27 protein-coding genes are annotated in these 24848 nt (G+C 72.0%); 15 read left to right on the top strand and 12 right to left on the bottom strand.

Annotated elements, in window-relative coordinates; all coding sequences use genetic code 11:
• Positions 1–53: 53 nt before the first annotated feature.
• The 4 genes from HF323_RS05615 to HF323_RS05600 all read left to right on the top strand — a co-directional run bounded on the left by HF323_RS05615 (position 54) and on the right by HF323_RS05600 (position 3151).
• Complete coding sequence (locus HF323_RS05615) at positions 54–848, top strand: SDR family oxidoreductase (RefSeq protein WP_188241650.1); 795 nt, start codon at positions 54–56, stop codon at positions 846–848.
• A complete protein-coding gene (locus tag HF323_RS05610; RefSeq protein WP_317451003.1) occupies positions 845–1741 on the top strand; it encodes a metal-dependent hydrolase in 897 nt (298 codons plus the stop codon). Before HF323_RS05615 ends, HF323_RS05610 begins: the two co-directional genes overlap by 4 nt.
• A 90-nt stretch (positions 1742–1831) precedes the next feature.
• Positions 1832–2530: a uracil-DNA glycosylase gene (locus tag HF323_RS05605; RefSeq protein WP_188241668.1), complete on the top strand. Its 699-nt coding sequence runs from the start codon at positions 1832–1834 to the stop codon at positions 2528–2530.
• Positions 2531–2539: 9 nt separating this feature from the next.
• On the top strand, positions 2540–3151 hold the full coding sequence (locus HF323_RS05600) for a GNAT family N-acetyltransferase (protein WP_169581603.1): 612 nt from the start codon (positions 2540–2542) through the stop codon (positions 3149–3151).
• A gap of 35 nt (positions 3152–3186) precedes the next feature.
• Here HF323_RS05600 and HF323_RS15390 read toward each other — a convergent pair whose 3' ends face one another.
• The 8 genes from HF323_RS15390 to HF323_RS05560 all read right to left on the bottom strand — a co-directional run bounded on the left by HF323_RS15390 (position 3187) and on the right by HF323_RS05560 (position 10956).
• Positions 3187–3669, bottom strand: coding sequence for a protealysin inhibitor emfourin (locus HF323_RS15390; protein ID WP_223169210.1), 483 nt, complete (start codon positions 3667–3669; stop codon positions 3187–3189).
• On the bottom strand, positions 3638–4714 hold the full coding sequence (locus HF323_RS05590) for a M4 family metallopeptidase (RefSeq protein ID WP_169581602.1): 1077 nt from the start codon (positions 4712–4714) through the stop codon (positions 3638–3640). The genes HF323_RS15390 and HF323_RS05590 overlap by 32 nt, the downstream gene beginning before the upstream one ends.
• Positions 4715–4748: 34 nt before the next feature.
• Entirely contained in the window at positions 4749–5549 is an 801-nt protein-coding gene (locus HF323_RS05585; protein WP_169581601.1) for an ATP-binding cassette domain-containing protein, read from the bottom strand.
• Entirely contained in the window at positions 5546–6382 is an 837-nt protein-coding gene (locus HF323_RS05580; RefSeq protein ID WP_169581600.1) for an ABC transporter ATP-binding protein, read from the bottom strand. The genes HF323_RS05585 and HF323_RS05580 overlap by 4 nt, the downstream gene beginning before the upstream one ends.
• Positions 6379–7311, bottom strand: a complete 933-nt coding sequence (locus HF323_RS05575) for an ABC transporter permease (RefSeq protein ID WP_169581599.1) — start codon at positions 7309–7311, stop codon at positions 6379–6381. The genes HF323_RS05580 and HF323_RS05575 overlap by 4 nt, the downstream gene beginning before the upstream one ends.
• Before the next feature lie 101 nt (positions 7312–7412).
• Positions 7413–8363 carry an ABC transporter permease gene (locus tag HF323_RS05570; protein ID WP_169581598.1) on the bottom strand — a complete coding sequence of 317 codons (951 nt, stop codon included), beginning with the start codon at positions 8361–8363 and terminating at the stop codon, positions 7413–7415.
• Positions 8360–9871: an ABC transporter substrate-binding protein gene (locus tag HF323_RS05565; protein ID WP_169581597.1), complete on the bottom strand. Its 1512-nt coding sequence runs from the start codon at positions 9869–9871 to the stop codon at positions 8360–8362. Before HF323_RS05565 ends, HF323_RS05570 begins: the two co-directional genes overlap by 4 nt.
• Positions 9872–10008: 137 nt before the next feature.
• The gene (locus tag HF323_RS05560; RefSeq protein ID WP_169581596.1) at positions 10009–10956 is read right to left on the bottom strand and encodes an alpha/beta hydrolase; all 948 of its coding nucleotides are present in this window, start codon (positions 10954–10956) and stop codon (positions 10009–10011) included.
• A 73-nt stretch (positions 10957–11029) separates the two neighbouring features.
• On the opposite strand from HF323_RS05560, the gene HF323_RS05555 reads away from it, so the two are divergent.
• From HF323_RS05555 to HF323_RS05540, 4 genes are all read left to right on the top strand, one after another.
• A complete protein-coding gene (locus tag HF323_RS05555) occupies positions 11030–11536 on the top strand; it encodes a carboxymuconolactone decarboxylase family protein (protein ID WP_169581595.1) in 507 nt (168 codons plus the stop codon).
• Positions 11533–12261: a tyrosine-protein phosphatase gene (locus HF323_RS05550; RefSeq protein ID WP_169581594.1), complete on the top strand. Its 729-nt coding sequence runs from the start codon at positions 11533–11535 to the stop codon at positions 12259–12261. Before HF323_RS05555 ends, HF323_RS05550 begins: the two co-directional genes overlap by 4 nt.
• Before the next feature lie 56 nt (positions 12262–12317).
• Complete coding sequence (locus tag HF323_RS05545) at positions 12318–12779, top strand: SIP domain-containing protein (protein WP_169581593.1); 462 nt, start codon at positions 12318–12320, stop codon at positions 12777–12779.
• A gap of 116 nt (positions 12780–12895) precedes the next feature.
• The gene (locus HF323_RS05540; protein ID WP_169581592.1) at positions 12896–13207 is read left to right on the top strand and encodes a hypothetical protein; all 312 of its coding nucleotides are present in this window, start codon (positions 12896–12898) and stop codon (positions 13205–13207) included.
• 37 nt (positions 13208–13244) lie between these two features.
• Here the strand turns inward: HF323_RS05540 and HF323_RS05535 are convergent, their stop codons facing one another.
• From HF323_RS05535 to HF323_RS15600, 4 genes are all read right to left on the bottom strand, one after another.
• Positions 13245–13703, bottom strand: coding sequence for a Fe-S oxidoreductase (locus tag HF323_RS05535; protein WP_169581591.1), 459 nt, complete (start codon positions 13701–13703; stop codon positions 13245–13247).
• A complete protein-coding gene (locus HF323_RS05530) occupies positions 13700–14521 on the bottom strand; it encodes an arginase family protein (protein ID WP_169581590.1) in 822 nt (273 codons plus the stop codon). The genes HF323_RS05535 and HF323_RS05530 overlap by 4 nt, the downstream gene beginning before the upstream one ends.
• 111 nt (positions 14522–14632) lie before the next feature.
• On the bottom strand, positions 14633–15394 hold the full coding sequence (locus HF323_RS05525; RefSeq protein ID WP_169581589.1) for a PspA/IM30 family protein: 762 nt from the start codon (positions 15392–15394) through the stop codon (positions 14633–14635).
• A 74-nt stretch (positions 15395–15468) separates the two neighbouring features.
• On the bottom strand, positions 15469–17487 hold the full coding sequence (locus tag HF323_RS15600; protein ID WP_169581588.1) for a TPM domain-containing protein: 2019 nt from the start codon (positions 17485–17487) through the stop codon (positions 15469–15471).
• 166 nt (positions 17488–17653) lie between these two features.
• On the opposite strand from HF323_RS15600, the gene HF323_RS05515 reads away from it, so the two are divergent.
• The 7 genes from HF323_RS05515 (at position 17654) to HF323_RS05485 (ending at position 24840) form a co-directional block, all read left to right on the top strand.
• Entirely contained in the window at positions 17654–18490 is an 837-nt protein-coding gene (locus HF323_RS05515; RefSeq protein WP_169581587.1) for a DUF3097 domain-containing protein, read from the top strand.
• A gap of 100 nt (positions 18491–18590) precedes the next feature.
• Positions 18591–19553, top strand: a complete 963-nt coding sequence (locus tag HF323_RS05510) for a hypothetical protein (RefSeq protein WP_169581586.1) — start codon at positions 18591–18593, stop codon at positions 19551–19553.
• Positions 19546–21066, top strand: coding sequence for an insulinase family protein (locus HF323_RS05505; RefSeq protein ID WP_169581585.1), 1521 nt, complete (start codon positions 19546–19548; stop codon positions 21064–21066). Before HF323_RS05510 ends, HF323_RS05505 begins: the two co-directional genes overlap by 8 nt.
• 89 nt (positions 21067–21155) lie before the next feature.
• Positions 21156–22331 (top strand): C39 family peptidase, encoded by a 1176-nt coding sequence (locus HF323_RS05500; RefSeq protein ID WP_169581584.1) that lies wholly within the window; start codon positions 21156–21158, stop codon positions 22329–22331.
• Positions 22332–22333: 2 nt separating this feature from the next.
• On the top strand, positions 22334–22762 hold the full coding sequence (locus HF323_RS05495; protein ID WP_169581583.1) for a hypothetical protein: 429 nt from the start codon (positions 22334–22336) through the stop codon (positions 22760–22762).
• 93 nt (positions 22763–22855) lie between these two features.
• Positions 22856–23521: a tRNA (guanosine(46)-N7)-methyltransferase TrmB gene (gene trmB, locus HF323_RS05490; RefSeq protein ID WP_211160363.1), complete on the top strand. Its 666-nt coding sequence runs from the start codon at positions 22856–22858 to the stop codon at positions 23519–23521.
• Complete coding sequence (locus tag HF323_RS05485) at positions 23518–24840, top strand: MFS transporter (RefSeq protein WP_169581581.1); 1323 nt, start codon at positions 23518–23520, stop codon at positions 24838–24840. Before trmB ends, HF323_RS05485 begins: the two co-directional genes overlap by 4 nt.
• Positions 24841–24848 lie beyond the last annotated feature (8 nt).

Raw genomic sequence — 24848 nt, 5'->3', positions numbered from 1 at the left:
ACGTAACCTCGGCGCCGCCCGTCAGGACCGGGCGGCGTGGGTAGCGTGGAGGCATGACGATCAGACGTGCGGTGGTGACCGGGGCGAGTTCCGGGATCGGCGAGGCGACAGCCCGGGCTCTGTGCGAGCGCGGGTGGGAGGTCGTGGCGGTGGCCCGGCGGGCCGAGCGCCTCGCGAGACTCGAGGAGGAGATCGGTGTGATCGCGTTCGCGGCCGACCTCACGTCCGACACCGATGTCGAGGCGCTCGCCGCCTTCCTCGGGGACCTGGGGCCGGTGCACTCCCTCGTGCATGTGGCGGGCGGTGCGCGGGGCACCGACCGCGTCGAAGACGGCCGGGTCGACGACTGGCAGTGGATGTTCGACGTCAACGTCCTCTCCGCGCAGCGCCTCGTCGCGGCGCTGCTGCCGCAGCTGCGGCACGCGGCGGCCCTTGATGGCCACGCCGACACCCTCTTCGTCACGTCCACCGCGGCGCAGACCGCCTACGCCGGCGGTGCGGGCTACAACGCGGCGAAGGCGGGGGAGGCCATGCTCGCCCACGCCCTGCGGCTCGAGCTCAACGGCGAGCCCATCCGGGTCATCGAGGTCGCGCCGGGCATGGTGCGCACCGAGGAGTTCACCGCCAACCGGCTCGGCGGAGACAAGGTCGCCGCCGAGCGGGTGTACGAAGGCGTCGAGGCACCCCTCACCGCGGAGGACGTCGCCGACGTGATCGCCTACGCACTGGGCGTCCCGGGCCACGTCAACCTCGACCTCATCACGATGCGACCCGTCGCGCAGTCCGCCCAGCACCTGCTCTCGCGCGGCCCGCTCCGTCCTCGCCTCGAGGACGGACTGCGCCCGTGACCCCGGGCGACGCGACCCCCGGCGGCACAACGCTGAGCGGCGGCACCGCGGTCACCTACCCGTCCGGCGCCACGCGCTCGACCGGCACGGTCCTCCTCGTCACGGACGCCGGAGCCGGGCGTTCCGCGGTGATCCTCGACGCCACGGCGTTCCATCCCGTCGACACCGCGTGGCCCGACCAGCCTGCCGACCGCGGCGTGCTGCGCGCGGGCGGCGTGGAGTACGCGATCGTCGACGGCGTCGTCGGCGCCACGGACGGGGGAGAGCTGCTCCTCGGCCGCGACGTTCCGGTCCGCACCGGCACGGAGGGCTGGACCTTCGTGGTCGGCCATCTCGTCGAGGGTTCCGGTCCCGCCGAGGGAGAGGCGGCCGAGGTCGCCGTCGATGCGGAGTATCGCGCGGCCCTGTCGGCGGGCCACACCGCGTGCCACCTCGCATCGCTCGCACTCGACGCGGCGCTGGTCGGCGCGTGGCGCAAGGACGTCCCCGCCGATGCGCTGGGCGCGCCGGCCTTCGACGCCCTCGCGATCACCGAGTCGCGCATCCTGCCCGACGGATCGAGTGACCGCTACCGCATCGGAAAGTCGCTGCGCCGCAAGGGCTTCGATCCCGAGGCGCTGACGGACCTCGGCGTCCTGGCCGAACGCGTGAACGAGCGTCTCGCCGAGTGGATCGCCACCGGCGGCGCCGTGCGTGTCGAGACGTCGGGCGACGCGCTCGCCGATCGCCGCACGTGGGTGTGCGAGCTGCCCGGCGCGGAAGCGCGCATCCCGTGCGGCGGCACGCACGTCTCATCGCTCGCCGAGCTGGCGTCGGCGACGGTGGACTTCGAGAGGACGCCCGTCGAGGGAGGGCTCGAGCTCGAGATGCGCACCACGGCGGTCCGCCGCTGAGCCGGATGCCGCGGCATCCGTTCCCGCCTCCCGCCTAGTCTGGAGACCGTGACGATCGCGTCGGAGTCTTCATCGACGGGGAGCATCCCATTGGCCATGACCCTGCCCCAGCTCGCCGAGAACGGCCTCATGGATCCGGGGTGGGCCGAGGCCCTCGCCCCGGTCGCGCCGGACATCGCCGCGCTCGGCGACCGGCTGCGCGCCGAGGTGGCGGCCGGCCGGTCGTACCTTCCCGCCGGCGACCGGGTGCTGCGGGCGTTCCAGCGGCCGCTCGCCGACGTGCGCGTGCTGATCGTCGGCCAGGACCCGTACCCCACGCCGGGGCATCCGATCGGTCTGTCGTTCGCTGTCGACCGGCACGTCCGCCCGCTGCCGCGCAGCCTGTCGAACATCTACCGCGAGCTCGACGCGGACCTCGGGATCCCGCCGGCACCGCACGGCGACCTCTCGGCGTGGAGCGACCAGGGCGTCATGCTGCTCAACCGGGTGCTCACCGTCGCACCGGGTCAGCCGGCGTCGCACCGCGGCTGGGGGTGGGAGCGGGTGACCGAGCACGCCATCCGCACGCTGGTGGACAGGGGCGGTCCGCTCGTGGCGATCCTGTGGGGGAGGGATGCCGCAGGCCTGCGTCCCCTGCTCGGCGAGACGCCGATCGTGGAGTCGGCGCATCCGTCGCCGCTGTCGGCGAGCCGCGGCTTCTTCGGCTCGCGTCCCTTCTCGCGGGCCGATGAGCTGCTCGCCCGGCAGGGCGCCGGACCGGTCGACTGGACCCTCCCCGCCGACGCGTAGGCTGACGGAATGCTCGAGGAGGAATACGACCGCGACCGGCGCCGGCTGCCGCTGCACCTGCGTCGCCGGCCCGAGCCCGAGCGCCCGTTCTCATATGAGATCCGTCCGGTCCGGGATGCCGATATCCCCGACATCCGCGAGATCTACAACTACTACGTGACCAACTCGGTCGTGACGTTCGACGAGAAGAAGTGGACGATCGCGCAGTGGCGCGACAAGGTCGCCCTGCTGCGCAAGCTCGACCTTCCCTTCCTGGTGGCCGAGGGGCCGACCGGCCAGATCCTCGGGTACGCGCTCGTGCAGCCGATGTCGAGCAAGTCGGCCTACCGGTACTCGGTCGAGAACTCGATCTACCTGGGGCAGGCCGCCACGGGCAAGGGGCTCGGGCGCGCGCTCCTGGAGGCGCTCATCGCGGCGTGCGAGCAGAAGGGCATCCGCCAGATGGTCGCGATCATCAGCGACAAGGGTGCCGAGGGGTCGGTGGCGCTCCACGAGAAGCTGGGATTCGTGGAGGTCGGCCGCATGGGCCGTGTCGGCTTCAAGTTCAATCGGTGGCTCGGCACGATCTACCTGCAGAAGGAGCTCAAGCCCGTCAAGAAGAAGGGCCTCTTCTCGCGCTGACCGACGGCTCGCCGCCCGCGCGCGCCGCGCCCCGGTCAGTCGCTCGCGTGGCGGCTCCAGTCGCGCACCGCGTCGACGAGTTCGCGCCATGCGCCGACGAGGGCGCCGTCGGGCACCTCGGCCTCGCGCTCATCCGTCTCGCCGCACCGTGCCTGGATCCACCAGGTGAAACGGTCGGCCCCGGCCGGCGGGCGCCCGTCGGACGACTCCCCGCGGGCGGTGCCGTCGCCGTGTGCGGTGCCGTCGGCGAGCGAATCGGGCGCGTCCCACGGGCACTGGGAGATGAGCGACATCCACAGGGATGCCTCGTCCGCCCCAGGCTCGGCACGCCACTGCTTCGTCAGTCCGGCGAACCCGCCGGTCCGTTTGACGGCGACCTGGACCGGCGCGGCGGTCGGCGGGTCGGATCCGCCGGGGCGCTCCCGCGGCGCGGGTTCACCGGCGACGGGCGAAGGCGCGGGGGCGGGCGCGCCGGAACCGCGTTCGTCAGTCCCGCTCGGGTGCGGCTCCTGGATCATCGATCACGCCGACGCCTGCCCAGCCTGCCCGGACGGCGGCGACTTCCTCCGACTCCTCACCGTACTCCGCCTCGGCCGCCGACAGGGTGGCCTGTGCGAAGGCGGTGAAGTCGGCCCGCGACGACAGCGTGCCCGCCGTGATCGTGCGGTACCAGATGAGCCCGGCCCGCTCCCACGCCCGCCCGCCGAGCGAGGTCGCGACCAGGTAGAAGGCGTGGTTCGGGATGCCCGAGTTGATGTGAACGCCGCCGTTGTCGTCCTGCGTCTGGACGTAGTCGCGCATGTGCGCCGGCTGCGGATCACGGCCGAGCACGTCGTCGTCGTACGCCGTGCCGGGGGCTGCCAGCGAGCGGAGCGCTCGCCCCTGCACGGCATCGGTGAAGATCCCTTCGCCGATCAGCCACGACGCCTCGTCGGCGGTCTGCCCGAGCGCGTGCTGCTCGGCCAGCGCCCCGAAGACGTCGGCGATCGACTCGTTCAGCGCGCCGGACTGGCCGCGGTAGACCAGGCCCCCCTCGTCTTCGATCACGCCGTGCGCGAGTTCGTGTGCGATGACGGTGATCGAGCCGGTGAACCCGGTGAACACCTCGCCGTCGCCGTCGCCGAACACCATGCGCTCGCCGTTCCAGAACGCGTTGTCGTAGTCCTCGCCATAGTGCACCGTCGCCAGCAGGGCTCCGCCGGCGCCGTCGAGGCTGTTGCGGCCGAAGGCGTCCCACAGGAAGTCGAAGGTGGACCCGAGCCCGTCGAACGCCTGGTCGACGGCGGTGTCGCCGGTCGCCGGGTCATCCTCGCCGCGCACCCGGACCCCGGGGAGCACCTCGCGCTGCTGCGCGTCGGAGATCTCTCGCTCGGGCGCAGGCGTCGTCTCGGCGACCAGCGTGTCGCCGCCCTCGATGGACAGGCGCAGGCGCGACCGCGTCGGACGGTAGTCGCGGGGTGCGGCGAGCGTCGAGCGCGCCGCCTGGGCCGCCTTGGCCCAGGTGGGCTCCTGCACGGCGGCGATGCGGGCGAGCAGGTACGGGGGGACGATCGCGGGGGCCATGGTCCGAGGCTAGCCGTGGCCACCGACGGTCGGGTCAGGCCGATCCGGGGTCGATGACGGGGATCGAGGCCAGCAGCCGGCGCGTGTAGGCGACCTGCGGCTGCAGCAGCACCTTCTCGGTGGGCCCCTCCTCGACGATGCGGCCGTCCTTCATCACGACGACCTCGTCGCACAGGTTCTGCACGACGCCGATGTCGTGCGACACCAGCAGCAGCGTGAGCCCCTCACGCGCGCGCAGCTCGGCGAGGAGCTGCAGGATCTGCGCTCTCACCGTCACATCGAGGGCCGACAGCGGCTCGTCGCCGACCAGCAGGCGGGGGCGGTGCACGATCGCCCGCGCGAGGGCGACGCGCTGCCGCTGACCGCCCGAGAACTCGTGGGGGAACCGGTTCGCCATGCCCGCCTCGAGTCCGACGTCCTCGAGCACCTCGCGCACGCGGGCGCGGCGGTCGCCCTCGATCCCGAGCGCCCACAGCGGCTCGCCCACGATGCGGCCGACGCTCATGCGCGGGTCGAGAGAGGCGTACGGGTCCTGGAACACGATGCCGGTCTGCCGCCGCAGCCAGTGCAGCGAGCGGGCGGGGGCGGATGCCTCCACCCGCCGCCCGTCGAACTCGACGGTGCCCGCGGTCGGGATGTCGAGCGCCAGCAGCAGGCGCACGAGCGTGGACTTGCCCGATCCGGACTCGCCGATGATGCCCACCGCCGACCCCTCGGCCACGTCGATGTCGGCATCCTCGAGCCCGGTGGTGAACGCGCGGGGCCCGAACAGGGAGGTCTTCGGGGTGGGGTAGCGCCGCGTGAGGCCTCGGCCGCGCACCAGGATGCCGGTCATGACCCGCCTCCGTCCAGAGCCCGCGGGGCGTGGCCGCGCGCGCCGTCATCGCGCGGGACCGGACGCCACAGCGTGGCGGTGGCATCCCGCAGCAGCCCCTGGGTCACGGGGGAGGCGGGTGTCGTGAGGAGGGTCGAGACCGGCGCGCTCTCGACGACGCGCCCGTCCTCCAGGACGACGCCGTGCGTGGCGATCTGCGAGAGCACGGCGAGGTCATGCGTGATGAAGACGAGCGACATGCCATCGTCCTCGACCAGCGCCCGCAGGAGCTCGAGGATCTCGGCCTGGATCGTCACGTCGAGGGCGGTGGTGGGCTCGTCGGCGATGAGCAGCCGCGGACGGCACGCGAGAGCCATCGCGATCGCGACGCGCTGACGCTGACCGCCGGAGAGCTGGTGCGGGTATCGCGAGACGATGCGCTCGGGGTCGGGCAGGGCGACGCGCTCGGCCTCCTCGATCGCGCGAGCCGAGGCATCCCGTCTCGACGCCTTCTCGTGGATGCGGATCGACTCGGCGATCTGGCGCCCGACGGTGCGGATGGGATTGAGGGCGGTCCGCGGCTCCTGGAAGACGATGCCGATCTCGTCGCCGCGCAGGCGGGCGAGTTCGCGGTCGCTCAGGCCGATGAGCTCGCGGCCGTTCCAGCGGATGCTGCCACCGGCCGTCGCGCCGTCGGGGAGGAGCCCGAGGATGGCGAGCGCCGTGAGCGACTTTCCTGATCCGGATTCGCCGATGAGTCCCACCCGTGCGCCGTCGGGCACCGAGAACGACACCCCGTCGACGACCCGCCGTCCGCGGATCTCGACCGTCAGGCCCGCCACCTCGAGGCTCATGCCACCACCTCCGGCATGTGCGTGCGGGCGACGCGACCGGCGCCGCGGGCATGGCTCAGCGTCGGATCGGTCGCCTCGCGCAGGCCGTCGCCCAGGAGGTTCAGTCCGAGCACCGTCAGCGTGATCGCGAGGCCGGGCCACACCACCGACAGCGGATACACCGTGATGAACTGCTGCAGCTCGGCGAGGAGCAGGCCCCACGAGGGCTCGGTCACGGGTGCGCCGAAGCCCAGGTACGACAGGCCGGCTTCGGCGAGGACGGCCACGGCCATGCCCCACGACAGCTGGACGATGAAGACCGGCGCGACATTGGGCAGGAGGTGGCGGATCAGGTTCTGCGCGGGGGTGAGGCCCGACGCCCGCCCCGCGACGACGAAATCGCTGTGCAGCACGCGCCGCAGCTCCGGGCGCGTCACGCGCGCGATGTTCACGCCGAATCCGATGCCGACCGACCAGATCACCACCCCGAGCGACCCGCCCCACACCGCCGAGATCATCATCGCGATGATCAGCACCGGGAACGCGATGAGGATGTCGACGAACACCGCGACGGACTCCCGCATCCATCGCGCCGTCAGCGCACCCAGTGCGGCCAGGGCGATTCCGACGATGGTGGCGATCACGCCCGCCCCCACCGCGACGAACACGGTCGTGCGCGCTCCCGCCATGAGGAGGCTCAGGATGTCGCGGCCCGTCGCGTCCGTTCCGAGCAGGTGCGGCCAGCCCGGCGGCGCCCATCGCGCCGAGATGTCGACCTGCTGCGGGTCGAAGGGCGTCCAGAAGGTGGCGACGATCGCGGTGGCGACCACGACGAGCACGACGATCAGTCCGAACCGGCCCGTCGACAGGCGCCACAGGCGCCCCAGCCAGGCCCAGCGCGACGGGGGAGCGTCGGGCGAGGCATCCGTCGTCCGTTCGTGTCCCACCATTTGCGCATCGTGTCCTAAAGTTCGTCGGCTGGGGGCGCCCGAACCGGCGACGTCTGGGACATGATCGCCGGACGGGGGCGTCGGCGCCTGGTCGTCGGGGGTCATGAGGCCTCCCGCAGGCGGGGATCGATCACACGGTGCACCAGGTCGACGACGAAGCCGACGACGAGCACGAAGCCGGTGAGCACGAGCAGCTCGCCCTGAACCATGGGCAGGTCCCGCGCGCCCACGTCGGAGACGAGCATGCGCCCGATCCCCGGCAGCGTGAAGAGCTGCTCGATCACGACGGCGCCGACGATGATCCCGGCGACCTGCAGGCCGAGCACCGTGATGACGGACAGGCCCACATCGGGCAGGCCGTGCCGGATCAGCGCCGCATTGCGTGTCAGCCCCTTCGCGGCTCCCGTGCGCACGTGGTCCTGCCCGACCGCCTGCAGCGTCGCGCTGCGCACGAAGCGCATCAGCATGGCGCCCTCGACGATCCCGATCGTCAGCGCAGGCAGGATCAGCGCGCGGATCGCGGCGGCCGGGTCCTGCCAGCCGGCGCGCGGGAAGCCCTGCGCGGGAAGCCAGCCCAGCCAGACGGCGAACACGACGACCAGCATCATCCCGGCCCACACGACCGGCACGGCCGCGAGTGTCTGCGCTCCGACGCTCAGCGCGGTGCCGTCCGGCCGACGCCGGCGCATCGCCGACAGCACCCCGAGCGGGACGCTGAACACCACGGCGATCGTGAGCGACAGCACGCCGAGCGGAACGGTCACCTGCGCCTTCTCGGCCAGTTCGCTCGTGACCGTCGATCCGGTGAGCAGCGACGTGCCGAGGTCGCCGCGCAGCACGCCGCCGATCCAGTCGAGATACTGCGCCGGCAGCGGCTGGTCGAGGCCGAGACGCTCGCGGATCGCGTCGATCTGCGCGGGAGAGCTGTTCACCCCGGCGATGAGCTGCGCGACGTCACCCGGCAGCACCCGCAGCGAGAGGAAGATCAGCACGCTGGCGACGAACAAGCCGAGCAAGAGCAGGGCCAGGCGCGTCAGCGTGTATCGGATCACCCGTTGCTCTTGGCGAGCTCGGCGAGATTGAGGCGCTCGTTCACGTTGATCGAGGGCATACCGGTGATGTTAGTGCCGACCGCGACGACCGAGGCGCCGTTGTAGAGCCAGTCCGCGGCGGCATCCTCCGACACGATGCGTGCCGCCTCGGCGAGCAGCGCGGCGGCCTCCGCCTCGTCGGTCGCGGCGAGCGACTGGGCGTACAGGTCCTGCACCTCGGCGTTGTCGTACGTGAAGTAGTAGTCGGGGTTCGCCCAGTTCTCGAAGTCGCGCGCCTCGGTGTGCAGCACGAAGCTCAGGTCGTAGTCCTGATTGACGTAGACGTCGTTGAGCCACGTGGAGAAGTCGACCGAGTCCACCTCGAGAGTGATGCCGACCTCGTTCAGGTTCGACACCAGGATCTGCGGGATCGTCGTCGGGTAGAAGTTCGGGATGGTGAGGGTCAGCTCGAGGTCCTCGACACCGGCCTCGTCGAGGAGGGCGCGCGCTGCCTCGGGATCGTACGGGGCGACGTCCGAGAGATCCTCGTACCCCGGGTCCAGCGAGGGGATGGGGCCGTACTGGGTCTCGCCGGCGCCGAGCGCCTCGACGAACGCATCGTGATCGATCGCCTGGCGGATCGCCTGGCGCACCCGCTGGTCGGCCAGCGGGCTGCCCGGCTTCTGGTTGAACGCGAGCGTGCCCTTGTCGGTGGATTCGCCGAGTTCGAGCGTGAAGTCGCCGCCCTGTTCGACCTGCTCCCGGAGGTTCGCGTCGAACCCGGTGAGCACGTCGACCTCGCCCGCGAGTGCGGCGTTGAGCGCCGCCTGGTTGTCGGGGATGTAGTCGAAGACGACCTCGGCCACCTGGGCCGGCTCGCCCCAGTAGTCGTCGTTGCGCACGAAGGTGATGCTGTCGCCCTGGCGCCAGTCCTGCAGCACGAAGGGACCGGTTCCGTTGGCGGCCGTGCTGTAGTCGACGGTGTCGCCTTCCTTCAGGATGATGCCCGCGCGTCCGGTGAGGTTCCACAGCAGCGAGGAGTCCGGCTCGGCGAGGGTGAGGACGACGTCCTGACCGTCGGCGGTGATCGAGGTCACGTTCGCGAGGCGTGCCGAGTCCCGCCACTCCGGGGTGGCCTTGCGCGTCGTGAGCGACCACACGACGTCCTGCGGCGTGAGCTCCTGGCCGTCGTGGAACGTCACGCCCTCCTGCAGCGTGAACGTGTACGTCAGACCGTCGGGCGACACCTCGTAGTCGCTCGCGAGCACCGGCACGATCTCCTGCTCCGGCGTGCGCCCGACGAGTCCCTGATAGACGTTGTCGACGAGGATCTGGTCGAGGGCAGCACCTGCGGTCTGGCGGATGTCGAGGTTGCTCGGCTCCAGGACAAGGCGGATCGCAGCCGACGCGTCGGGGTCGGGCTCGCCGGTCGTGCTCGGCGCGGGCGACGAGCCTCCGCTGCAGGCGCTGAGCAGAAGTGCGCCGGCGGCCAGGATCGAGGCCGCGGCGATGGCGGTGCGACGGAGCATGGAGGTCCTTTCGGGAGGATCCGCGGGGTGTGCGGGGCCGGCTCGGCGCGGTGGCGTGTGCCGGGACGTGCGTCCTTCAAGCCTAGAGAACGCGCGGGGGCGGGGGAGCGCGCGCTACTCGAAACGCAACAGAGCGGTCAATCGTTCCCGGCGATCGCGCGCAGGCGCTCGCCCAGGTCGATCGGTGCGTCCTCCTGCACGTTGTGGCCGGACGGAAGGGCGAGGACGGATGCCTCGGGCAGCCGCCGCGCGAACTCCGCGGCGTCGGCTTCGGTGACGTACCCCCGCTCGCCGCGAATCAGGGTGACCGGCGCCTCGACGCCCGCGAGGTCCTCCCACCCGGACTCTCCCAGCACGGCCGAGACGGCGTCCTGCGGCGGGGCGGTGGGGGCGGACGCGCGTGCCGCGGCCGCGGCTGCGGCGAGGTGGGCGAAGTGGTGCTTCCACTCGACTCGGCCGTCGGGGCGGATGCGGGAGTTGAAGAAGACGCCCCGCTCGGCCTTGCGGCGCGTGCCGCCGCCGAGGCCGAACGCCAGAGCGCGGTCGACCAGCTCGTCGCGCGAGGCCCAGTCGGTCGGCCCGGCGAAGAACTCGCGGATCTGCGTCGGGCCGGCGTTCGGGTCGACACCGGGCGTGATGTCGATCACGACGAGCTCGCGCACGAGATCGGGCCGCGACGCCGCGACCGCGGCGGCCGTCAGGCCGCCGAGCGACTGGCCGACCAGCACCTGCGGCCGGTCGGTCCAGGCTTCGATCCCGAGGGCGACGTCCGGCGCCAGGACGCGAGCGACGTAGGCGAAGTCGTCGCGCCACGAGGAGTCGCCGTGACCGGGCAGGTCGATCGCCAGCACGGGCAGCCCCAGGGCGAGGACCGTGGTGTCCCACGTGTGCGCGTTGAGCCCGGCGCCGTGAAGCAGGGTGACAGCGGGGGACGCGGCTGCGCCGTCCGGCGTCCACCGCAGCGCGCTCAGCGTCCTCCCGTCGGGAAGTGTCAGGGTCAGGCGCTCGCCGCGGGGAAGGGGGCGGTCGATGCCGGCGTCGGCGGCCTGCTCGGGCAGGAACGAGAACTCGATGGGGTCGCTCACCCGCACATTCTCTCCCACGGCCGCCTCGCCGCGACGCGGCCGCGTGGCGCCCGCCCGTGGGTAGGCTGGCGGAATGACCGAACGGCGTGTCCACCTGTCGCGTTCCGCCCCGCCGGCCTACCAGGCGCTGTCCGCCTTCTCGAAGACCGTGGGGGCCATCGCGGCCGAGGGGGGAGTCGACGCGCGGCTGAAGGAGCTCGTCCAGATCCACACGTCGCAGCTCAACGGCTGCGCCTACTGCGTGCGCGTCCACGTCGAGCGTGCGGTCACGGAGGGCGTGTCCGCCGACGTCATCGCGCAGTTGCCGGTGTGGCGCGACTCCGGGGTCTTCTCCGACCGCGAGCGGGCGGGGCTCGAGCTCGCCGAGGCCTTCACCTTCATCCACGAGGACGGCGTGCCCGACGACGTCTACGACCGCGTGGGCGCCATCCTGAGCGAACAGGAGTACGTCGCACTCAGCTGGATCCTCGTGTCGATCAACGCGTTCAACCGCATCGCGATCGCCGGCCGCTACAGCGTGCCGCCGCGCGACGATCTCGCCGGCGAGGACCGTGACGCCGCCTCCGGGGCCGCCTGGTGACGGATTCCGGCGATCCCGTCGTCTCCGGCGCCGTCAATCTTCGCGACGTCGGGGGATTGCCCGCGGGAGCGTCGGTGACCCGCCACGGTGTGCTGTTCCGCTCGGGGAACCTCGCGCAACTCGACGGGGAGGGCACGCGGGCGCTCGGTGCGCTCGGCCTGCGCCGCATCATCGACCTGCGCGCGGACGACGAGGTCTCGTGGGCGCCGAGCCGGATCGAGGGGCTCGACGTGGTCACGCAGCGCGTGCCGCTCTTCCTCGGGTCGGTGGAGTCGTTCTTCGCCGACGACATCAGCCTCGACGAGATGTACCGCCGCCTGGTGGACGACTCCTCGGCGGGTGTCGTCGAGGTCGTGAGGGGGATCGTGACCGACCAGCCGGTGCTCGTGCACTGCACGGTCGGCAAGGATCGCACGGGCGTGACGGTCGCGCTCACCCTTGCGGCCGCGGGAGTGGACCTCGAGGCGGTCGTCGCCGACTACGCCCGCACCGAGGGCCTGCTGCCGGAGTGGCGCAACCGCCGCGTCCTGTCGATGCTGCGGTCGATGCATCCCGAAGCCGTCCACCTCGAGGATCTCGCGACGCGCTCGCCCGCCCCCGTCATGCGCGCCCTGCTGCACGGTGTCCACGAGCGCTACGGCTCGGCGGCCGACTATCTGCAGGCGCACGGCATGACGGCCGACGAGGTCGCCGAGCTGCGACGCGTGCTGCTGCGTTCTCTGTGACGAAGGGTGTCGACTGAGGTTAGGCAACCCTTCATTGCGGGTATACTGGAGGGGCCATGACCCACTCCACCGAGCACAGCGCGGCCGCATGCCGCGCGTCGCGGCACACCCGCGTGCAGCACCTCATCACGGCCGACGAGTCCTCTCTCGCCGACCTCGAGCTCCTGCTGGCGACGCTGCCGATCTGTTCGACGGGCCGGGTGTTCGTGGAGGTTCCGGATGCCTCGTGGCAGGCCGACATCGTCGTGCCGACCCGCATGGTGCTCACGTGGCTTGATCGCTCGCAGCGGTCGGGTGCTCCCGGCACCGGGCGCGGCTGCGCGGCCGGTGAGGCGCTCTCCCGTGCGGTGACGGCGTGGGCCGACGAGATGCTGTGCGCGGAGGACGACGAGACCCGCATCCATCTGCTGGGCGGCTATCTGGGCACGGCCGACATCGTCGACCACCTCACCGCGATGGGAATCCCGGCGCAGTCGATCCACACTCCCGCGCAGTACGGCCTGGCCACCGCGCGCTGAGAAGGTCCGCTGCGCGTCCCCAGGGAGCTTCCCCCCTTGACGAGTGCGCTCATCAGGAGTTCGATGAGCGCCGACGAGTGCCTTGCTCGTCGTTCCGTGATGGAAAGGGGAGGAAGATGCGCAGACCGATGCTGCTGGGGATCGCGGTGGGGGCCGTGATCGTGCTCGGTTCGGCTGGAGGGGCGTTCGCAGGGGAGCGCGGCGGAAGCGGCAAGGAGACGCCGGCGGGCGACAACGCCCGCTCGCTGTGTGCGTTCTCGGGCTTGGACGACATGGACTTCGAGGCTCCTGTGGACCCCGGCGTCGTCCAGAACTGGGGACACATCCCCAAGGAGCTCCGCGACATGTTCAGCGTACGGGGAGCCGCGGAGGTGGCGACGCCCTTCGGAGAAGAAGGCTGCAACGCCAACCTCTACCCGAACAAGTGAGTCCCTGGGGCGCGGTCCGATCGGTTCGGGCCGCGCCTCAGTTCGTTCCCCGCGGGAGGTAGTTGCCGTCCTCGAGCCCGGCCTCGATCTCGAAGCGGTTGCGGAGCGGATCACGCCCCGCGAAGAGGTACAGGAACGGCATCAGCATCCCGTACCGCTCCCACTGCCGCTTGTGGGCGGCTTCGTGCCGAAGGAGCCGGTCGGTGACGCGGCCGTCTCCGGTGAGGAAGCACCCGCCGACGCAGACCCCGCCCCGGGCGAAGGTCCACCTCGGCATGCCCCGGAACACCCACAGGCCTCCGCGCCGCTCGACCCGGCCCGTGCTCCAGAGCCCGCCCCACACCCAGCCGATCGCCGTCCCGTACCAGTAGCCCAGGCGGCTGATCCGCGAGTCGAGGAGCATGTTCGGGATGAGGCGATCGAGGCGCTCGCCGCGTGCGACCGCGCGGTCGGCGGCCGCGCGCCAGCCGGCGGGCGGGGGAGGGATCGGGCTCACGCGAGGGCCCCGACGACCCGCAGGATCGCGCCGAGGTCATCCGTCGCCGTCGCCATGGACGCCGGCGAGTATCCCGCGAGTGAGGCGCCCACGAGCGGCACCTCGCTGCGCACGCGCGCGATGGCTGCGGTGAGTTCGGCCACCGAGAGGCCGAACGGCTCGGGGTGGGCGTTGCCGGCGATCTCGGCCGGATCCAGCACGTCGACGTCGACGTGGATGTAGACGCCGGCGGCGCCGCTGCGGCGGACGGCCTCGACGATGGCGCCGGGGTCGCGCGCGGCGTCGACGTCCATCGCCGTGACTCCCAGCGCGGCGATGGCCTCGAGTTCCGCGTCGTCGTAGGACCGTGCCCCGACGACGAGCACACGCTCGGGCGCGATCGTCCCCGCGGGGAGCGCCAGCCCCGCCTCGCCCTCGCCGAGCACGGCTCGCAGGACCATGCCCGCGAATGCGCCGGATGGTGACGACGACGGGGTGTTGAGGTCGGGGTGCGCGTCGAACCACAGCACCGCCAGAGCCGGCACCTGCTGCACGGCGTGCGCGATGGGCGCGAGCGCGACGCCGCAGTCGCCGCCGATCGTCAGCACCGGATCGGCGTGTCCGTCGAGGGATGCCGCGATCTGATCCCGCACCCGCTGAAGCGAGCTCAGGCGGTGGACACCGGTCCCGAGCGCCTCGCCGGCCTCCATCGGCACGTCGAGGACGGTCGTGGCCGACTTCGGCAGGTCGCCTGCGATCGCCTGCGCGCCGTCGATGAGCTGCATCGCCCGGGAGGAGGGGCTGCCCTGCCACTGCGGGACCACGAGGTAGCGCGTCATCCCCTCATCCTCTCGCAGGGTGCGTCCGGAGCGCATGCGCGGCCGGACGCCATCGGCGAACACGCCGAAGGGCGCCGGCCGCGCGGACCGGCGCCCTTCGGGTCGTGCGCGTTACGGCGTGTACGGCGCGCTCGGCGCATCGATCGCCGCCTGAGCCGGGGCCTGGCCCGACTTGAGGGCGGCGAGGCGCGCCTCGACCTCGGTGAGCTGCCCGATGTCTTCGAGGCTCTCGAACTGCGCGTCCAGCGTCGAGGCGGCGAGCTCCTGCTTTCCGGCCGCGAGCGCCTCCTGACGGCGGACCTTGTCTTCGAAGCGGCCGAGCTCGCTCGTGGGGTCGAGGACGTCGATCGACTTGACGGCGTCGTGGACCTTGTTCTGCGCCTCGGCGGTCTTGGCGCGCGCCAGCAGCTCCGAGCGCTTCGACTTGAGCTGCTCGAGCTTCTGCTTCATGCCGTTGAGGCCGACCTTGAGCTTCTCGACCACCTCGGTCTGCGAGGCGATCGTGGGCTCGACCGCGCGAGCCTCGCTCTCTTCGCTGATCTGGCGCTGCAGCGCGATCTTGGCGAGGTTGTCGAACTTGTCGGCATCCGCGGTGCTGCCGGCGGCACGCAGCTCGTCGGCCTTGCGGCTCGCGGCGAGCGCCTTGTTGCCCCACTCGGTCGCCGCCTGGATGTCCTCCTGGTGGTCGCGCTCGAGCAGACGCAGGTTGCCGATCGTCTCGGCGATGGCCGCCTCGGCGTCGGCGATCGAGTTGGTGTAGTCGCGCACCAGCTGGTCGAGCATCTTCTGCGGGTCCTCGGCGGAGTCGAGGAGTGCGTTGATGTTGGCCTTCATGAGGGTCGAGATACGACCGAAGATGGACTGCTTCGCCATCGGTTTTCCTTCCTATCGGACAAGAGCGGTGTTCAGACGTGTGGGGGATGCCGCGACCGCGGCGCGTGATCGGATCAGAAGCGGCCACCTCCTCGGCGTGCGCGCGTTCCTCCGCCGCCGAAGCTTCCGGGGCGGATCCCGCCGCCTCCTCCGCCGAGCATGCCGCCCAGCCCGCCGCCGAGGCCGCCGAGGCCTCCGGAGGACCGGCCGCCCCCGCCCATCATGGAGTTGATGAGGATGCCGCCGAGCACGGCGCCCAGCATGCCGCCGTCTCCGCCGCCCTGCGAGGGGCCGCCGAACATTCCGCCGCCACCGCCGAACGCGCCGACGTCGCTCTGCGCGGCCTGGATCGCCTGCCCGGCGAGCTGGTCGGCGCGCTGCGCGTGCTGCATCGCCTGCTGGGGATCGCTCGCCTGCAGCTGCTGGGCGCGGACGAGCGCCGCTCCCGCCTCGGCGAGCCGGGTCCGAGCCGTCGCGCCGACCGCGCCGCGCCGTGCGGTGACGTAGTCCTCGGCGGTGGAGACCTGCGCCTGGGCCTGCATGATGAGCTGGCCCACCATCTGCCGGGCCCGCTGCGCCTGCACCTCGGCATCGCGGACGCCCTGCACGAGGGCGTCGATCTGACGGTTCGCCGCTTCGAGGCCCTGAAGCGCGAGAAGCGGCCGCTTCGCCGGGCCGGTGAGGTTCGCCCGTGCGGCGGCGATCTGCTGCTCGGTGGCCGTGACGGCGGCCGCCACGCGGCCGTCGGCGTCGGGGAGCGCCCGCGCCGCGGCGATGTCCTGCTCGAGCTCGGCGATGAGCGCGGCGGCGTTCTGCTCGCCCGCGGCGAGGTCGTCGGCGAGCTTGCCGATCGCGGTCTGGAGCAGCTCGGCCTGTCCGACGGCCTCCTCGGCCGCGCGGATGCCCACGGCGGCCTCGCCTCCCTTGCCGGCGCCGATGTCTCCCTGTGCCGCGGCGAGCTGCTCGTCGGCGAAGGCGAGCCGCTGCCGGGCCTGCTCGGGGTTGTCGGCGATGGTGGCGAGCGCTTCCGCGGCATAGGACGAGCGCAGGGCCTGGAGGCGCGCGGCCGCGCCGTCGAGCGAGGCTGCGACGCGCTCGCGGTCCTCCTGCACGCGCGCGAGCACTTCGGGCGCGTTCTGCTCGAGCTTGCGCAGCTCGTCGAACGCTGCGGCCTTCTCGTCGAGCGAGGTGTTCGCCTGCTCGCACAGCGCGATGATGCGGGTGTTCCAGCCGCGCGCGTCCTGCTCCGAGTCGGGCGTCGCGTCGTCGAGCTGCTGTTTCAGGGTGAAGGCCTCGTCGAGGTTCGCCTTCGCCTGCGCGAGCGCCTGCTCGAACTCCACCGTGGCGGCGTCGCCGAACTGGGCTCGCGCGAACTGCAGCTCCTGCGCGCTGGTTCTGACGGCGTCGTCGGTTTCGACGAGGGCGGATGCCGCGCGCTTCTCCAGCTCGTCGAGGGGCACCTCCTCGACGGCGGGTGCCGTGCCGCCCGCGGGGCCGGTCGCGCGTCGACGACGACGAAGGAACATCACCAGCAGCACGATGCCGACGATCACGGCCGCCCCGACGAGCAGCCAGGTGAACCAGCTCGAGCCACCGGCACCGGGAGCTCCCGAGCCGCCCTCGGCGTCGGTGATCCCGTCCGCCGCGGCGTCGACGGCGCCCAGCCAATCGTCCTGCCGGAGGGCGGGCTGGATGTGCTCCTGCTCGACGGTGGCGACCTGCTCCGGCTCGAGCGGTCCGTCGGAGGAGCCGGAGAGGTAGTACTGCCTGCCTTCGGTGGCGACCGCGAGCAGGTACTGGGTGGTGCCGAGGCCGTTGGCGTCGGCAGTCTGGTTCGCCCAGCCCTCGGCGTCGGCAGGGTCGGTGAACTGGTCGACGTACACGACCCACAGGTCGATGCCGGTGTCGGCCTTCAACTGCTCGAGGCGCTGCTCGGCCTCTGCTTCCTCGGCGGGTGTGAGCACATCGGCGTCATCGAGGACGTAGGCCGATCCGAGCTGGACGGGCGGTGTCGCGGACGCGGGGGTGACTGCGATCGCGGTGAGAGCGACCACCGCAGCGGACGCCAGCGCTGCAGCCCGTCGCAGTCGCATCGATCCCCCCTCTGGGACTCGGGTAACCCCCTCGGGCGAGTCTATTCAGGCCCGGGGATACGACGGTAGCCCACCGCGATCGCGCAACGTGTGTGTTCGCCGAGAACCCGGGTCGCTCCCCGTGCGGGCGGGTGCGGGGCGGTAGCGTCTCGGATCCGGAGGACCCATGGACGATCGCTACGGCACCGATGTGCTCGCCGCCGGATGGCGCACGCAGGGCACCCGACAGCTGACGCGGGTCGAGGCATCCCGCGACCTCGTCGTCGAGGTGGCCGACGACGGCTTCTGCGGCGCGGTGGTCGGGCTCGCGTCGGGAATGGTCGAGCTCGAGGACCGGCACGCGCGCCGGCGCCTCTTCCCCCTCGGCGCCGGCTTCCTCGTCGACGGAGAGGACGTCGTGCTGATCGCCCCCACGTCCGCGCCGGCTCGAAGCGGGCCGCAGCGCACCGCGTCGGGGTCGTTCGCGGCCGCCGAGTCGCGCGCCCGGGTGGCGCGCGCCAGCCGCATCTTCGTCGAGGGTCGCCATGACGCCGAGCTCGTGGAGAAGGTGTGGGGCGACGACCTGCGCGCGGAAGGCGTGGTCGTGGAGTACCTGCAGGGCATCGACCTGCTCGAGGATGCTCTCACCGAGGCGCCGCCGTCGGCCGAGCGCCGGTACGGGGTGCTCGTGGACCACCTGGTGCCGAACTCGAAGGAGTCGCGCATCGCCCAGGCGATCGAACGGGGGCCGCACGGCCGCCACCTGCGCATCGTGGGCCACCCGTGGATCGACGTGTGGCAATGCGTGACGCCGCGCGCGATGGGCATCGCGGCCTGGCCCGAGGTGCCGCGCGGCGTCGACTTCAAGGTCGGCGTGTGCCGCGCCCTCGGCTGGCCCGCACGCGACCAGGCCGACCTCGCGCGGGCATGGCAGCGCATCCTGGGATCGGTCCGGACCTATCGCGATCTCGAGCCGGCGTTCCTCGGGCGCGTCGAAGAGCTCATCGACTTCGTGACCGCCTGAGGGCAGAGGTCCTGCCCGTTGTCAACGGGTTCTGAGGCGACCGGGGCGCTGTTAGCTTTGCGCGATGCGCGCGCCGTGGCGCGTCCAGAGGGGGATCGCCGTGACTCGACTGACAGGAAGCACCACGCTCGGGTTCGATTCGATCGACACCGTTCCCGAGTTCGCGAGACTGACGGCCGCCCTCGGCGGCGAGGACTGGGGTGCTGCCGAGGCGGAGCTGCGGGCTCTGCCACCCGACGAGGCGGCGTACGCGATGTCGCTGATCGGCGAGATCGACGGCATCGAGGGGTTCCTCGAGGAGGCGGTCCGCGTCGCACCCCGCTCCGCGTGCGCCCGTGCGACCCTGGCCGTGCGCGACATCGCCATCGGCTGGCAGATCCGCACGGGCGCACGGGCTGACAACGTGTCGCGCGAGCAGTTCGAGGGCTTCCGCGCGTGGCTCGTGGCAGCCGAGCGGCTGCTCATCGACGCCTGCGCGCTCGAGGAGGCCTTCGCCCCGGCGTGGGGCGTGCGGGTGCTCACGGCACGTGCTCTCGAGGTCGGGCCGTCCGAGGCCTGGCGGCGCTTCGACCGCCTTCGCGCGCTGTCGCCGGATGACCTCCCGGCCCAGACCCACATGCTCGAGTACCTGCTGCCGAAGTGGGCCGGCAGCGATGAGCAGGCTCGCTCGTTCGCGCACGACACGGCCGCCGCGGCCCCGCCGGGCTCGCACAGTGGAGCGCTCGTCGCCGTGTACCACGTGGAGCGCTGGCTCGAGCTCGACGGCGACGAGCCGGGCCGTCAGTACATGACCCAGCCGCAGGTGATCGAAGAGCTGAGGGATGCCGCAGCCCGGTCGGTCCTCCACGAAGACAGCCGGCCGGGGCCTCTCTCGGTGCAGGCCCACAGCGCCTTCGCCATGGCCTTCTGGCTTGCGCGTCGCGAAGAGGAGGCGGCCGTGCACTTCCGTGCCATCGGGGATCGAATCACGGAGTTCCCGTGGAGCTTCGCCTTCGACGAGGCGAGCGGCGTCGCGGCCGTGCGCACGCGCATCCTCGCCGAGCAGGGCGGCGGCCATGAGTGAGGCGGGCGGGCGCGAGGAGAGGAGCGGCGGCTTCGACGCCATCCGCGACCTGGACGGTCTGGTCGCCGGCGCCGTCGTCGACGGGGTCCGGGTGCTCACGGCTCCCGGCGAGGGGGACCAGGTCGCCGCGGGCATCGTGTTCCGTGTGGGATGGGCCGACGAGCAGCTCGCCCGCAGCGGCATCACCCACCTCGTGGAGCATCTGGCGCTCTTCGGAAGGAACCCCGGCGACATCCACCACAACGGGACGACCGACGAGTTCTCGACGCACTTCCACGCGACGGGGTCGCCCGAGAAGGTCGTGCAGTTTTTCAACGACGTCTGCGCCGCGCTGCGCTCGCTGCCGCTGGATCGCGCGGAGGTCGAGAAGGGCGTCCTCGAGACCGAAGCGGCGCGCCGCGGCTCCGGTCTCGCCGAGCGCATGCGGCTCGAGCGGTACGGCGCTCGAGGCCCGGGCCTCGGCGGATACGAGGGATTCGGTCTGCCCGCGATCACCGCCGACGATGTCTCGGGCTGGGTGGCCGAGCGGTTCACCGCCGAGAACGCGGTCGCCTGGATCACCGTCGACGAGTTGCCGGACGGGCTCGATCTGCGTCTCCCGCAAGGGCGCGCGTGGCCGGTTCCCGAACCCGCGGACCTGCTGACCGAGACGCCGGCGTTCTTCCGCGGTGCACCGGGCGGCCTGCTCCTCGAGGCGATCGTGCCCGCCACCGCCGCGAGTCTCGTGTTCTCGCAGGTGCTCTCCCGCGCCCTCTTCCGGGTCCTCCGGCAGGAGAACGGCCTCTCGTACGAGGCGCGGTGCGACTGGGAGCGGCTCGACGCCAGCCACGCGCGCCTGACGCTGTTCGCCGACGCGCTGCCCGAGAAGCAGGCTGCCGTCGTGGGAGAGGTCGTCGACCTCCTGGCCGCCCTGCGCGTCGGGAGGGTCGACGGATCCGACCTTCAGGCGGCGCAGGCCTCCGTCGAGGAGCTGAGGGGAGCCTCGTCGCTCGGGGCGCGCCTGCTGCCGTCGACGGCGTTCAAACTCGCTGCCGGGATCGACAGCCGCGGCCCCGAGCGCCTGGCCGAGGAGTTCGCCTCGGTCACGGCGTCGGACGTCATCGACCAGGCGCAGCAGTTCTCGCAGGCAGCACTCGCGCAGATCCCCGAGGGGAGCCTCGACTGGGCGGGCTTCACCGCGCGGCCGGCCTGGTCGCAGGCGGAGGTCGACGGCCGAGCCTATAGCCGCCGCGGGCAGGATGAGGCGGCCCTCGTCATCGGCGACCGCGGGGTGATGATGCGCGAGCCGGAGGGGTTCGTGACGGTGCTCTTCGACGAGGCCGAGGCCCTCGAGGCCTGGCCCGACGGCGCGCGACGGATCGTCGGTGCAGACGGGTTCCAGATCCTCATCGAGCCCACCCTCTACGACGGGATGCCGGGCGACGCCGTTGCTGCGATCGATGCGGCGGTGCCCGCCGGCTTGCACATCCCGAGACCCGCCCGGGACCCGGACTCGATCCCGCGCCCCGCCTGACCACCGGAATGTATCGCGAGGGGCCGCCGGGCACTCCTTGAGGAGGGGGCGAGCGCGGGGCTCGCCTGTCTACCGAGGAGGTGGCCGTCATGGCCGAGATCGAATCGAAAGACGCGCGCATGCTCGCCGGAGTCGAGCTCAACGCGCTGGCGCTCGCCGGGGTCTTCCCCAAGGAGCGCCTGGTCGGAGCGGAGGTGTCGGCTCAGGCGACGCCCGTGTACGACATCACGGGGGCGGTGCTCTTCCATCGGCTCCCGGTCGAGCGCGGGCGCGAGCAGCTGGGCGCGGCCGACGTGGCTGCGGATCCGGTGATGGGCGACGTCCTGATCGCGTACGCAGACGGGATGATCTGGAACCCGGATGCGCTCACGGGCGAGGCGCGCGAGGTCGCGCGACGCCGAGGGTACGAGGTCGACGGCGCCGACGAGGCGCGATTCGTCGCCTACAGCTATCCGAAGCTGGGAGTGCAGTTCCTCCGCGGCGGGGAGGAGATCGCGCTGCTGGAGCTCTTCACGTGGGAGCCGGTGCCGCCGGCGGGTGCGCAGAGCAAGGAGCGCACGCCGCTCGAGCCGGAGAACTTCGAGCGGTGGAGTCTCATCGAAGAGCTTCCGGCGACGCAGCGACGTTCGCGGGCCAAGCGGTTCCACGAGCGGCTGCGCAGCATCGGCGAGCTCAAGATCCCGCGCCGCGTGTACGAGATCGATCCCGATGTGTGGCGCGACATCCTGGTTTTCCAGCTCGTCGAGACGCGCGAGATCCGCTACTCGCTGCGGACCAGCCACCACACCCCCTGCTACGAGCTGCGGGGGCAGGAGACCAACGTGTGGTGCGTGGGGGCGAGCTCCCAGATGCTGCTCGACTTCTACCGCTACGAGTACACGCAGGACCGGCTGGCCGAAGAGCTCGGCCTCGGCACGAAGTCGAATCCGAACGGTCTTCCCTACAGCCAGGTGGCGCACGTCGTCACGGCACTGGAGGCGCTCACCGGCAACGGACTGGACGTGACGATGATCACGAATCCCACGTTCGCGACGTTCCGCAACGAGATCCGCGCCAACCGGCCGCTCATCAGCTTCGTGCCGGGGCACTCCCGGACCGTCGCCGGCTTCACCGAGACGCGGATCCCGGTGCTGTTCGGCGGGTCCAACCGGGGGCTGCTGGTCTATGACCCCTGGCCGCCGAACGCCGGCGTGATCACCCGGTGGGAGAACTTCGCCACGCAGACGTACCAGTACGCCTACACGGCCGAGGTGACCAAGATCTAGTCATGGCAGATCTCGCACAGGTGCGCAGCAGAGCCGGGGAGTTCGCGGACGACCCGGCTCTGCTCGGCGACCCGATCGGCATCCGCGACGCAAGCGGGGAGCTCGCGGCATGGTTCGTGCCGCAGGTGTCGGGGAACCGGCTCCTCGGCTTCGTCGAGCTGATGCCCGACCTCGCCCACCGGCGCACGTCGAGGTTCGGGACGCCGCAGGACGCGCGCGCGTGGCTCGACCCGGCCGCGGTGCGCGAGCGCGCCGCCGAGGCGCTCGCGCCCGGCGAGGCCGCCGGGGATCCCTACCTGTCCTTCGATGGCGCGCTCGACCGCCGCGCCTGGGCGGTGCCCGTCGACGGGACCTCCGATGTCGTGTTCGTCGCGGGCGAGGCCGTGTGGCGGGGTCGGCGCGGAGAGGATGCCGTCGGCGGGCCTGGGTAGCCTGGAGGGGTGTCCGACCCCGTTCCCCCCGCCGAGACTCCCGCACGCACCTTCCGCGACCGGCCGGTGTCGTTCGTGCGGCGGAGCGGTCGCATGTCCGAGGCGCAGGAGCGCGCGTGGGAGGAGCTCTCGCCGCGGTACGTGATCGAGTCGCCCCGTGCGATCGCGTCGACGAGCGTCCGCCCGGGCTCGGCCATCCGGCCCGCGGAGGTCTGGGGGCGCGAGGCCCCGCTCATCGTCGAGATCGGGTCGGGTCAGGGCCACGCGATCGTGCATGCCGCGGCATCCCGCCCCGACACCGACTTCCTCGCCATCGAGGTCTTCAAGGCCGGGCTCGCCCGCACCATGCTCGATGCCGACAAGGCGGGCGCGCGCAATCTGCGGCTCGTCGAGGCGAACGCGCCCGAGGTGCTCGAGCACCTCCTGCCCGAGGCATCCGTCTCCGAACTCTGGGTGTTCTTCCCCGACCCGTGGCACAAGAAGAAGCACACGAAACGCCGGCTCGTGACGCCGGAGTTCGCGGCGCTCGCCGCGCGGGCGCTGACGGACGGCGGGATGCTGCGGCTCGCGACCGACTGGGAGGACTACGCGCGCCAGATGCGCGACGTCATGGCGGAGGCTCCGGACTTCGCGCCGGCGTTCGAGGGGGAGTGGGCGCCCCGGTTCGACGGGCGCGTGCTCACGGCGTTCGAGCGCAAGGGCGCGCGAGTCGGACGAGAGATCCGCGATCTGGCGTACGCGCGCGTCCCGAGGCGATGAGCGGCGAGCAGCGCGAGCCGGTGACCGCCCCCGGGGCGGAGCAGGCGCCCGGCGCGCGGGACCCGTGGCGTTTCGTGCGCCCGCTGGGTCATCGCGACTTCCGCATGCTGTTCGGGGCGGTGGTGCTGTCGATCTTCGGCGCAGGCATGTGGGCCGTCGTGATGGTCTACACGGTGATCGGCGCCGGCGGAGGGCCCGTCGACCTGTCGGTCGTGGCCGCCGCCAACGCGGTCGGACTGCTGCTGTGCGCGATCCCGGGCGGCATCGCCGCCGACCGGATCGCCCGGCGGCTGCTGCTGCGGATCGTCGAACTCGTCAACCTGCTCGCGATCACGTCGGTCGCGGTCGCGGGCGTGCTGGGAGTCGTCACGATCCCGCACCTGACGATCGTCGCCTTCCTCCTCGGTGCGGGCGCCGGGTTCTTCTTCCCCGCGTACAGCGCGATCCTGCCGCGCATCCTCCCGCCCGCTCAGCTGCTCGCGGCCAACGGTCTCGAGGGGGCGATCCGGCCCGCTCTTCAACAGGCGGCCGGACCCGCCGCTGCGGGCATCATCGTGGCGGCGGTCCTCGCGCCGGCCCACGCCGCGTGGGGCGTCGTCGCGGCGCACGCGGTCGCGCTCGTGCTGCTGCTGTTCGTGCGGCCCGAGCCCGAGGCCGCCGCCGGACAGGTCCGCGAGGCGCCGGAGGGCGTACGCGGGGTGTTCCACGACCTGAAGGAGGCGGTGGGTTTCACCGTCCGCACGCCGTGGCTGCTGTGGACGCTCCTGTTCGCGACGGGCTGGGTGCTGGTCTTCGTCGGACCCGAGGAGGTGCTGCTGCCGTTCGTCACGCGGGACCGCGTCGGCGAGGACCCGCGGCTGTTCGGCTTCCTCCTCGCCATCTACGGGATCGGGGGAGTGGCGGGCTCGATCTTCGTGTCGTCGATGAAGCTGCCCCGGCGCTACCTCACCGCGATGATGGGCGTGTGGGGCGTGAGCACGCTGCCCTTCGCGATCGTCGGCATCACCCACGAGTACTGGCTCATGGCGGTGTGCCTGTTCCTCGTCGGGTTCGGCTTCAGCTACGGCAACGTGATCTGGGGAACGCTCCTGCAGCGGCGCGTGCCCACGCACATGCTCGGTCGCGTGTCGAGTCTGGACTTCTTCGTCTCGCTCGCCCTCATGCCGCTGTCGATGGCGCTCGCCGGCCCGCTCGCCGAAGTCGTCCCCGTCGAGGCCATCTTCATCGCGGCGGGCGTCATCCCGCTCTTCCTCGGTGCGATCGCCTATGTGGTGGCCCGCATGCCGCAGGATGAGATGGCGCACCCGCTCGACCACTGAACCGGAGA

Origin of the sequence: Microbacterium sp. MF43 (genome assembly GCF_012847295.1) — a bacterium.
Taxonomy (GTDB): domain Bacteria; phylum Actinomycetota; class Actinomycetes; order Actinomycetales; family Microbacteriaceae; genus Microbacterium.
Note: the sequence above shows the minus strand (reverse complement) of the source record. Positions and strands in the feature narration are given on the sequence as shown.

Coding starts and splice junctions, on each gene's coding strand:
- HF323_RS05615 (WP_188241650.1), top strand. CDS start 54: ATGACGATCAGACGTGCGGTGGTGACCGGGGCGAGTTCCGGGATCGGC.
- HF323_RS05515 (WP_169581587.1), top strand. CDS start 17,654: ATGGACGATCGCTACGGCACCGATGTGCTCGCCGCCGGATGGCGCACG.
- HF323_RS05505 (WP_169581585.1), top strand. CDS start 19,546: ATGAGTGAGGCGGGCGGGCGCGAGGAGAGGAGCGGCGGCTTCGACGCC.
- HF323_RS05590 (WP_169581602.1), bottom strand. CDS start 4,714: ATGGCCCCCGCGATCGTCCCCCCGTACCTGCTCGCCCGCATCGCCGCC.
- HF323_RS05600 (WP_169581603.1), top strand. CDS start 2,540: ATGCTCGAGGAGGAATACGACCGCGACCGGCGCCGGCTGCCGCTGCAC.
- HF323_RS05555 (WP_169581595.1), top strand. CDS start 11,030: ATGACCGAACGGCGTGTCCACCTGTCGCGTTCCGCCCCGCCGGCCTAC.
- HF323_RS15390 (WP_223169210.1), bottom strand. CDS start 3,669: ATGATCCAGGAGCCGCACCCGAGCGGGACTGACGAACGCGGTTCCGGC.
- HF323_RS05585 (WP_169581601.1), bottom strand. CDS start 5,549: ATGACCGGCATCCTGGTGCGCGGCCGAGGCCTCACGCGGCGCTACCCC.
- HF323_RS05530 (WP_169581590.1), bottom strand. CDS start 14,521: ATGACGCGCTACCTCGTGGTCCCGCAGTGGCAGGGCAGCCCCTCCTCC.
- HF323_RS05485 (WP_169581581.1), top strand. CDS start 23,518: ATGAGCGGCGAGCAGCGCGAGCCGGTGACCGCCCCCGGGGCGGAGCAG.
- trmB (WP_211160363.1), top strand. CDS start 22,856: ATGTCCGAGGCGCAGGAGCGCGCGTGGGAGGAGCTCTCGCCGCGGTAC.
- HF323_RS15600 (WP_169581588.1), bottom strand. CDS start 17,487: ATGCGACTGCGACGGGCTGCAGCGCTGGCGTCCGCTGCGGTGGTCGCT.
- HF323_RS05565 (WP_169581597.1), bottom strand. CDS start 9,871: ATGCTCCGTCGCACCGCCATCGCCGCGGCCTCGATCCTGGCCGCCGGC.
- HF323_RS05500 (WP_169581584.1), top strand. CDS start 21,156: ATGGCCGAGATCGAATCGAAAGACGCGCGCATGCTCGCCGGAGTCGAG.
- HF323_RS05580 (WP_169581600.1), bottom strand. CDS start 6,382: ATGAGCCTCGAGGTGGCGGGCCTGACGGTCGAGATCCGCGGACGGCGG.
- HF323_RS05540 (WP_169581592.1), top strand. CDS start 12,896: ATGCGCAGACCGATGCTGCTGGGGATCGCGGTGGGGGCCGTGATCGTG.
- HF323_RS05495 (WP_169581583.1), top strand. CDS start 22,334: ATGGCAGATCTCGCACAGGTGCGCAGCAGAGCCGGGGAGTTCGCGGAC.
- HF323_RS05545 (WP_169581593.1), top strand. CDS start 12,318: ATGACCCACTCCACCGAGCACAGCGCGGCCGCATGCCGCGCGTCGCGG.
- HF323_RS05525 (WP_169581589.1), bottom strand. CDS start 15,394: ATGGCGAAGCAGTCCATCTTCGGTCGTATCTCGACCCTCATGAAGGCC.
- HF323_RS05575 (WP_169581599.1), bottom strand. CDS start 7,311: ATGGTGGGACACGAACGGACGACGGATGCCTCGCCCGACGCTCCCCCG.